We start from the raw sequence: 8,520 nt of genomic DNA, 5'->3' as shown, positions 1-8,520 counted from the left end.
CGATGAGGCCGGCCTGGTGAACTTAGAAACCACAGAGCTCGCGCAACAACCGGGTATCCAGATGCTTCTCCACAAGATCCGCCAACCGCTCGATATCCCGCTCACGCAACCCGTGATAATCCACGTCCTGCACCTCCTCCAATCCCGCCCAGCGCAGCAGCGCACTGCAGGCCGCCGGGGATTCGAACAGACCATGCAGGTAGGTGCCAAACACCTGCCCGTCAGCACTCTGCGCACCGTCGCAGCGACCATCGTCGAGCTGCACCGCAGCGTTTTCCAGCGCCGGTCCGGTGGTCACCCCGGCATGAATTTCATAACCACTGACGGCAGCGTCTTCCAGCATCAGACGCCCGCGCACATTGCGCAGTTGCTTCTCTTCTTCGAGCTGGGTTTCGAACGCCAGCAAACCCAAACCGGCACTTGAACCCGGCGCGCCCTCGAGGCCCAGCGGATCATGCACCTGCTCACCGAGCATCTGCAGGCCACCACAGATCCCCAGCAATTTCCCGCCATAACGTAGATGCCGGGCGATAGCGGTGTCCCAGCCGTTGGCGCGCAGGAACGCGAGGTCACTGCGCACGCTTTTCGAGCCGGGGAGAATGATCAGGTCAGCGGGTGGAATCGGTTGGCCGGGGCCAATGAACTGCAGATCAACCTGGGGATGCAGGCGCAGCGGGTCGAAATCGGTGTGATTGCTGATGCGCGGGAGAACCGGCACCACGACTTTCAACACCTGCTCTGCCTTATCGGTCTGACGCTGGTCGATGCCGTCTTCGGCTTCCAGGTGCAAGTCCATCACATAGGGCAGCACGCCGATCACCGGTTTGCCAGTGCGCGCCTCCAGCCAGTCCAGGCCGGGCTGCAACAACGCAATGTCACCGCGAAAGCGATTGATGATGAAGCCCTTCACACGCGCCTGTTCGCTGGCGGACAGCAATTCCAATGTGCCCACCAGATGCGCGAAAACGCCGCCACGGTTGATGTCGGCGATCAACACCACCGGGCAATCGACCGCTTCGGCAAAGCCCATGTTGGCAATGTCGCCGGCGCGCAGATTGATCTCGGCCGGCGACCCCGCCCCTTCCACCATCACCACCGGATACGCCGTGCTCAAGCGAGCATGGGAGGCGAGTACGGCTTGCATGGCGATGGCTTTGTAGTCGTGATAGGCGACGGCATTCATGGTCGTCACCGCCCGTCCATGGATGATCACCTGGGCGCCGGTGTCGCTGTTGGGTTTGAGCAGCACCGGGTTCATGTCGGTGTGGGGTTCCAGATGGGCAGCCTGTGCCTGCACCGCCTGCGCACGCCCGATCTCGCCGCCATCGGCAGTCACTGCACTGTTCAACGCCATGTTCTGTGGCTTGAACGGCACAACACTTACACCCTGGCGCACCACCCAACGACAAAGCGCCGTCACCAGTGTGCTTTTACCGGCGTCCGATGTGGTGCCCTGCACCATCAACGTAGTCATTGCGTTTCCTTGACGAAGGCTTGGAGCGATTGCTCCAGCCGGACCCAGTCTGCTTCATCCGCGGGCAAACCGAATCGCAGGCTGCTGTTGTGGGTGAACAACCGCAGCAGAATGCCGCGCCGGGCCATGAATTCATGCAGCTCTGCAGCGCGCTCGATCATCAACCACTGGAACAGCGCGCAACCGCCATGGGGCGCAAAACCATACTGTTCAAGCAACTGCGCCAGGCGTTTGCCTGCTTCGTCCGTGCGTTTACGCTGGCGAGCATGACCTTCGGTATCCCGTAAGCACGCCTGACCGAGCACCCGGGTCGGTCCGCTGACCGCCCACGGCCCCACCTGCTCCGCGAGTAATTTGAGCAGCTTTCGCTCGGCCAGGACGAACCCCAGCCGCACACCGGCCAGACCGAAAAATTTGCCGAAGGAGCGCAATACGATCAATCCGACTTGATGGGCGTACGGTGCCAGGCTGAGATGAGGTGTGTTGTCCATGAACGCCTCGTCCACCACCAGCCAGCCCCCTCGCTGTGCCATTCGCGCATGCCAGTCGAGCAAGCGATTGGGCGTCAGACTCAATCCTGTGGGGTTATTCGGGTTGACCACCACCAGCACATCCAGATTGTCGATATAGAAGTCGACCTCCTGTTCAAGTACCTCGCGCACGATATAGCCGCTGCGGCGCCACGCTTCGGCATGCTCGGCGTAACAGGGCGACAGCACCCCGACCTTGCCGGAGCGACGTAAACGTGGGAGCAGCTGTATCGCCATTTGCGAGCCGGCTACGGGCAGCACTTGAGTAGCCCCGTAATAATCGCAGGCTGCCTGTTCGAGACCATCATCAGTTTCGGGCAAGCGTGCCCAGGCCCGCAAAGGGATCTCCGGGACCGGAAACGGCCAGGGCGCGAGCCCACTGGACAGGTCGAGCCAATCCGCTTCGGCGATGCCGTACTCGAGCGCCGCCTTGCGTAAACGGCCACCATGTTCAAGCATAAAATTCAGCACCCACGCAGAGAATCAACAGCCACAACCATACCCCGCGCTGGACCAATTGCCAGCCTCGATCAATGGAGTCGGCACTCGCAGGCTCACCTTCACCCAGTGGCGGACGCTGATGCAATTCACCGTGATAGATCGCCGCCCCGCCCAACTCGACCCCGAGCGCGCCAGCACCGGCCGCCATCACCGGACCGGCGTTGGGACTGTCCCAGGTCGGCCCTTGGGTGCGCCAGCATTTCAACGCCAGTCGGGTTTTCCCCAACAGGGCGTAAGTCAGGGCGACCAGCCGCGCCGGAATGTAATTGAGGACGTCGTCTATCTTCGCCGCCGCCCAGCCAAAGCGCTCGAAGCGTTCGTTGCGATAACCCCACATGGCGTCCAGGGTGTTGCTCAAACGGTAGAGCACCACGCCCGGCGCGCCGGCCACGGCAAACCAGAACAGCGCAGCAAACACCGCGTCACTGCCGTTTTCCAGTACGGATTCTGTCGCGGCGCGAGCGACTTCGGTTTTATCCAGTTCGCTGGTCTGGCGACTGACCAGATACCCCACGCGATTGCGCGCTTCTTCCAGATCATCGCTGCGCAGGGCCTTGGCCACGGGCTCGACATGCTCGCCGAGACTGCGCATGCCGAGTGCGCAATAAAGCGCGAGAATCTCCACGATCCAACCGACATAAGGCGCCCAGGAAAACGCCGTGGCCAACAAGGTCAGCGGCAGCACAGCGATTACCCAGGCGGTCACGCCATGGCTGCGCCAGCCGCGTCCACCACTGTTGAAACGTTGCTCGATGCGGTCGGCAAATCGGCCGAACGCCACCAGCGGATGCCAGCGTTTGGGTTCACCCACCAGCGCATCCAGCGCCACGGCGGCGACACTCAACAACGCCACACTCATTGATTCACTCCCCACACATTTTCATACAGCAATTCGCTCAGCGGACGCGCCTGCGCCCAACCTTCGAGCACCAGCATTGGCGCCGGATAAAACGCTTTCACCGGGCCCAGGCACAACACGGCAACCGGTTTGGCGCCTTCGGGCATGTCCAGCAAATCCGCCAGGGCCCGGGGTTCGAACAGCGACACCCAGCCCATGCCCAGCCCTTCGGCACGAGACGCCAGCCACAGGTTCTGGATCGCGCAGGACACTGAGGCGAGGTCCATTTCCGGCAAGGTCCGACGGCCGAAAATATGCCGCTCACGATCGTCCATCAGGGCGGCAACCAGCACTTCGGCACAGTCGTTGATGCCTTCGACTTTGAGCTTCATGAACTCGTCGGTGCGCTCGCCCAGGGCTTCGGCGGTGCGAATGCGCTCTTCTTCCACCAGCGATTGAATCTGGCCACGCATGACCCGGTCGCTGATGCGAATGAAACGCCAAGGCTGCATCAAGCCGACACTGGGCGCCTGGTGGGCGGCCTGTAGCAAGCGTTTCAGCTGTTGGGGCTCGACGGTGCCACCGCTGAAGTGGCGCATGTCGCGGCGCTCGGCGATGGCTCGGTAGACCGCATCGCGTTCGGTTTCAGAAAATGTGTTGTCGGTCATGTCCTGTTCGCTGGCAAGCCAGCTTCCACAAGGAGCAGGTGATCAACCGTGGAAGCCGGATTGCCCGCGATGGCTACTTCACGGTCAGGCGCAAACAGCGCAGCAATGGCGGACGGATTCGACGGAAAATAAAAATGCACGTAAGAAGCCGTCATCCGCCCCTCACGATAAACCGCTTCGGCCCCGCGCCCACCGTTCGGGCTCAGCCCACGGGCGATCGGTTGCAGCTCGGTGCTGGTCAAAGAGTGGTGATAGGTATGCCCGCGCAGTGAGCCTTCGGGCAAATCGACCGCTTGCAACGCCAGCGCCGCCAGTCGCTTTTGCATCACTGCATCTCCCGCCAACAAGCCGACCAGCTCCGCGCGCGTGCCATCGACATCGGTCAATGAGTCGAGCAGGTACAGCATGCCGCCACACTCGGCCAGCAGCGGTTTACCAGCGCTATGATGAGCACGAATCGCATCCATCATCGAGGTGTTCTGAGACAGCGCTACATGGTGCAATTCCGGATAACCGCCTGGCAGATACAGGCTGTCCGCTTCGGGCAAATGGGCGTCCCGGATCGGCGAGAAAAACAGCAATTCGGCACCCATGGCCCTCAGCAAATCCAGGCTCGCGCCATAGGTGAAAGCGAACGCTTCATCACGGGCCACGGCAATCCGCACGCCCGCCAGCAAAGGCTCGGCGACGATCACATCCGGCGCAGCAAATTCCACGGCCGGGGGCAACGCGACTTCGCAACTGCCGGCCAGTGCATCGGCGGCGGCATCGAGGCGCAGATCCAGGTCGTTCAATTCACCCGCTTGCACCAGGCCGAGATGCCGGCTCGGCAATTCGATCCCGGTTTCCCGGGACAATGCGCCGTACCAACGCAACCCTTCCGTCAGGCTGCCTTCGAGCAATTGCGCATGGCGCAAGGTACCGACCCGATTGGCCAATACGCCGGCAAACGGCAAGTCCGGCTGATAGCGCGCCAGCCCCAAGGCCAGCGCACCAAAGGTCTGCGCCATGGCCGTGCCGTCGATCACGGCCAGCACCGGCACACCGAAATGCCGCGCCAGATCGGCACTGGACGGCGTGCCGTCGAACAGCCCCATGACGCCTTCAATGAGGATCAGGTCAGCCTCACCCGCGGCTTCCCACAGGAGTCGACGGCTGTCCTGCTCGCCAACCATCCACATGTCCAGTTGATAGACCGGCGCACCGCTGGCGCGCTCGAGAATCATCGGGTCCAGAAAGTCCGGGCCGCACTTGAACACCCGGACCTTGCGCCCCTGATTGCGATGCAAACGGGCCAGTGCAGCGGTGACGGTGGTCTTGCCCTGACCGGACGCCGGCGCGGCGATGAGTACCGCGGGGCAATGACGGGGTTGATTCACAATTCGACGCCTTTTTGCGCTTTGATCCCGGCCTGGAACGCATGCTTGATCACGCCCATTTCAGTGACGGTGTCAGCCAGTTCAATCATTTCCGGCTTGGCACCGCGCCCGGTTACCACCACGTGCTGCATCGGCGGGCGGGCCTGCAAATCGCTAAGTACCTGATCGAGGTCTAGATAGCCGTGCTTGAGCGCGATGTTCAACTCGTCCAGCACCACCAGACCAATCGACGGATCGCGCAACAATTCACGAGAAACGGCCCACGCCGCTTCGGCAGCAGCAATGTCACGCTGACGGTCCTGGGTTTCCCAGGTGAAACCTTCGCCCATCACATGAAAACGCACCTGCTCCGGAAAGCGGCGGAAGAACAGTTCTTCACCGGTGCTGTTACGCCCCTTGATGAACTGCACCACACCACACTGCATGCCATGCCCCATGGACCGGGCAAGCATGCCGAACGCCGAGCTGCTTTTGCCCTTGCCGTTGCCGGTGAGCACCAGCAGCAGGCCGCATTCATTCGGGGAGTTGGCGATGCGTTCGTCGATCACGGCTTTTTTGCGCAACATGCGCGCCAGGTGGCGTTCGTCGCGATCAGGGGTATCAGTCATGGGGAAGCTCTCCGTTGGGGCTGGATAACGGCGGGCAGGCACAAGAATAGACGGCAAAAAGCCTGGCATCGCCCACCGTGATGCCGCTGGATGGATCAGGCCGGTCTCCGGGCTCATGAGCGGCTTGACGCCGAACTGCGCGCCTTCCCATGCCGATAATCGACACAGTGGCACAAGGCGCAGTTTTTACTCATTTACCGTTGCGGGGGCAGCGCCGGGATCGCGAAGCTTCGTGCAACAAAGCGATCACTCACCGGCTTCCCTGTTTCACTCTGTCGACGACGTCACAGAGCACCTGAAACAAGCCGCGAAGGTTAGAGGGTTGGGGGTGGAGCGTCAATTAAAGACGGGACTTGTCTGCGCGATTAACTGCCGCAGATCGTTTGATTGATTGTGCCCTGTTGAACCATCGCACATTTGCGCTTCTCTACTGATCAGGTCAATGCATTCAAAGGGAAGATCAGCATGCGCAAACTCCAATTCGTTCTCGTCATCGCGCTCGCCGGAGGTCTCGTCGCCTGCGGTGAGACCTCCAGCCTGCAAGTCTCCGACGGCACCGGTCCGTCACCGAAGTTGCCAGAACCGAACAAGACCCTGATACCGACGGTGAACATCGCCCCGGCCGTTGGCTGGGCTGACGGTGCCAAACCGACAGCCGCGGCCGGCACGCAGGTGGCCGCATTTGCCGAAGGGCTCGATCACCCACGCTGGCTCTACGTGCTGCCCAATGGTGACGTGCTGGTGGCAGAAACCAACGCGCCGCCAAAACCCGATGATGGCAAAGGCATAAAAGGCTGGGTCATGAAGACCGTCATGGGACGCGCGGGGGCTGGTGTCCCCAGCCCGAACCGCATCACGCTGTTGCGGGACAAGGATCACGACGGCATCGCTGAAACCCGCACCGTGTTTCTGGAGAACCTGAATTCGCCCTTTGGCATGACCCTGGTCGGCAATGACCTGTATGTCGCCGACACCGACCGCTTGTTGCGTTTCCACTATGCAGACGGCGACACGGCGATCAAATCGCAACCGATCAAAGTGGTCGATTTGCCGGGTGGCACGCTGAACCACCACTGGACTAAAAACGTTATCGCCAGCAAGGATGGCAGCAAGCTTTACGTCACTGTTGGCTCCAACAGCAACGTCGCGGAAAACGGAATGGACAAGGAAGAAGGTCGCGCGGCCATTTGGGAAGTGGATCGCGCGACAGGCAATCACCGTATTTTCGCTTCCGGCCTGCGCAATCCCAACGGCATGGCCTGGGAGCCGAATAGTGGCGCGTTATGGACCGCGGTCAACGAGCGTGACGAAATCGGCAGTGACCTGGTGCCGGACTACATCACCTCGGTCAAGGACGGTGCCTTTTACGGCTGGCCGTTCAGCTATTACGGCCAGCATGTAGACGTTCGCGTTGAGCCACAAAACCCTGATCTGGTGGCCAAGGCGATTGCTCCAGATTATGCGGTAGGCCCACACACCGCCTCCCTCGGCCTGACGTTTGCGCAAGGCAACACACTGCCAGCCCAGTTCAAGGAAGGCGCGTTCATTGGCCAGCACGGCTCATGGAATCGCAAGCCGCACAGCGGTTACAAAGTGATTTTCGTGCCGTTCAGCGCGGGCAAGCCTACTGGGCAGCCGATCGATGTGCTGACTGGCTTCCTTAATGAAGACGAAAAAGCCATGGGCCGGCCAGTGGGTGTGGTGATCGATCAGCAGGGTTCATTGCTGGTGGCAGATGACGTAGGGAACAAGGTTTGGCGGGTGTCGGCAGTTAAATAAGGTCAAAAAAAATCGCAGCTTTCGGCAGCTTCCGGGGACGTAGGTTCGTCCAATCAGATACTGCAGTCAGCTGCGATTTTTTTATTCAACGTAATCTTTTTGGGCGCAACGGACGCCTGTTACGGATTGCGTGCCAGGTGTTCCGGCTGCAGGACTCGCTTGGCGCTCAGGTATGCCTTCTGCCAATAAGCCTTGGACAGGCTGTCCAGCTTCACCGTACCGCCAGTGGCTGGCGCATGAACGAAGCGGCCTTCACCCACATAGATCCCGGCATGGCTGACCTGGGAACCACCGTTGGTGGCGAAAAAGATCAGATCCCCGGTTTGCAGACCTTCCTTGCCCACGCTGGCGGCCTGCATGCCGATCATCTCGCGGGTGGTACGCGGCAGGGTAATACCGGCGACATCATGGTAGACGTAGCCAATCAGTCCACTGCAATCAAACCCCGAGTCCGGCGTGTTGCCGCCCCAGCGATAAGGCGTTCCCACCAGGCCCAACGCACGAAACAGCACGTCTTCCGCCTCAGGCGAAAAAGGTTGGGCAGGACCAAATACGATGGGAGCGCGAATAACCGGCGCGGCTGGCAGTGGAGTGCGGCTGGCGCAAGCGCTGAGCAACGCTGCGAAAAGCAAGAGAGTGAGGCGGGCCGACGTCGTCATAAGCAGAACATCCTGATCTGGCTGCGGCTATTTCCACCGGAAAGGCAGAAAAGAAAACCGCCTGCGCGTAACGCAGGCGGTTTG

The 8,520-nt window shown here is 61.0% G+C and carries 8 protein-coding genes and 1 riboswitch; of the genes, 1 reads left to right on the top strand and 7 read right to left on the bottom strand.

What is annotated here, in order from left to right:
* Positions 1 to 22: 22 nt before the first annotated feature.
* Genes AC3ZVB_RS01585 through cobO form a run of 6 tightly spaced genes read right to left on the bottom strand, consistent with a single transcriptional unit; the run spans position 23 to position 5,998 of the window.
* Positions 23 to 1,474 (bottom strand): cobyric acid synthase, encoded by a 1,452-nt coding sequence (locus AC3ZVB_RS01585; protein WP_490145590.1) that lies wholly within the window; start codon positions 1,472 to 1,474, stop codon positions 23 to 25.
* Positions 1,471 to 2,463 (bottom strand): threonine-phosphate decarboxylase CobD, encoded by a 993-nt coding sequence (gene cobD, locus AC3ZVB_RS01580; protein WP_162436081.1) that lies wholly within the window; start codon positions 2,461 to 2,463, stop codon positions 1,471 to 1,473. Before cobD ends, AC3ZVB_RS01585 begins: the two co-directional genes overlap by 4 nt.
* The gene (gene cbiB / locus AC3ZVB_RS01575) at positions 2,456 to 3,364 is read right to left on the bottom strand and encodes an adenosylcobinamide-phosphate synthase CbiB (protein ID WP_490145589.1); all 909 of its coding nucleotides are present in this window, start codon (positions 3,362 to 3,364) and stop codon (positions 2,456 to 2,458) included. The genes cobD and cbiB overlap by 8 nt, the downstream gene beginning before the upstream one ends.
* Positions 3,361 to 4,011 carry a 5,6-dimethylbenzimidazole synthase gene (bluB, locus tag AC3ZVB_RS01570; protein WP_490145588.1) on the bottom strand — a complete coding sequence of 217 codons (651 nt, stop codon included), beginning with the start codon at positions 4,009 to 4,011 and terminating at the stop codon, positions 3,361 to 3,363. Before bluB ends, cbiB begins: the two co-directional genes overlap by 4 nt.
* Entirely contained in the window at positions 4,008 to 5,390 is a 1,383-nt protein-coding gene (locus AC3ZVB_RS01565; protein WP_490145587.1) for a cobyrinic acid a,c-diamide synthase CobB, read from the bottom strand. Before AC3ZVB_RS01565 ends, bluB begins: the two co-directional genes overlap by 4 nt.
* The gene (cobO, locus tag AC3ZVB_RS01560) at positions 5,387 to 5,998 is read right to left on the bottom strand and encodes a cob(I)yrinic acid a,c-diamide adenosyltransferase (RefSeq protein WP_074874701.1); all 612 of its coding nucleotides are present in this window, start codon (positions 5,996 to 5,998) and stop codon (positions 5,387 to 5,389) included. Before cobO ends, AC3ZVB_RS01565 begins: the two co-directional genes overlap by 4 nt.
* 81 nt (positions 5,999 to 6,079) lie before the next feature.
* Positions 6,080 to 6,312: riboswitch (cobalamin riboswitch) on the bottom strand.
* A 151-nt stretch (positions 6,313 to 6,463) separates the two neighbouring features.
* On the opposite strand from cobO, the gene AC3ZVB_RS01555 reads away from it, so the two are divergent.
* Positions 6,464 to 7,777 (top strand): PQQ-dependent sugar dehydrogenase, encoded by a 1,314-nt coding sequence (locus AC3ZVB_RS01555; RefSeq protein WP_490145586.1) that lies wholly within the window; start codon positions 6,464 to 6,466, stop codon positions 7,775 to 7,777.
* Between the two features lie 119 nt (positions 7,778 to 7,896).
* On the opposite strand, the gene AC3ZVB_RS01550 is transcribed toward AC3ZVB_RS01555, so the two are convergent.
* A complete protein-coding gene (locus tag AC3ZVB_RS01550) occupies positions 7,897 to 8,436 on the bottom strand; it encodes a C40 family peptidase (protein WP_490145585.1) in 540 nt (179 codons plus the stop codon).
* Between the last annotated feature and the right edge of the window lie 84 nt (positions 8,437 to 8,520).

The sequence above is a fragment of the Pseudomonas sp. MDV22-iso1 genome (assembly GCF_058145095.1).
The sequence above is the reverse complement of the archived record's forward strand: the minus strand, read 5'-3'. Positions and strand labels throughout refer to the sequence as shown.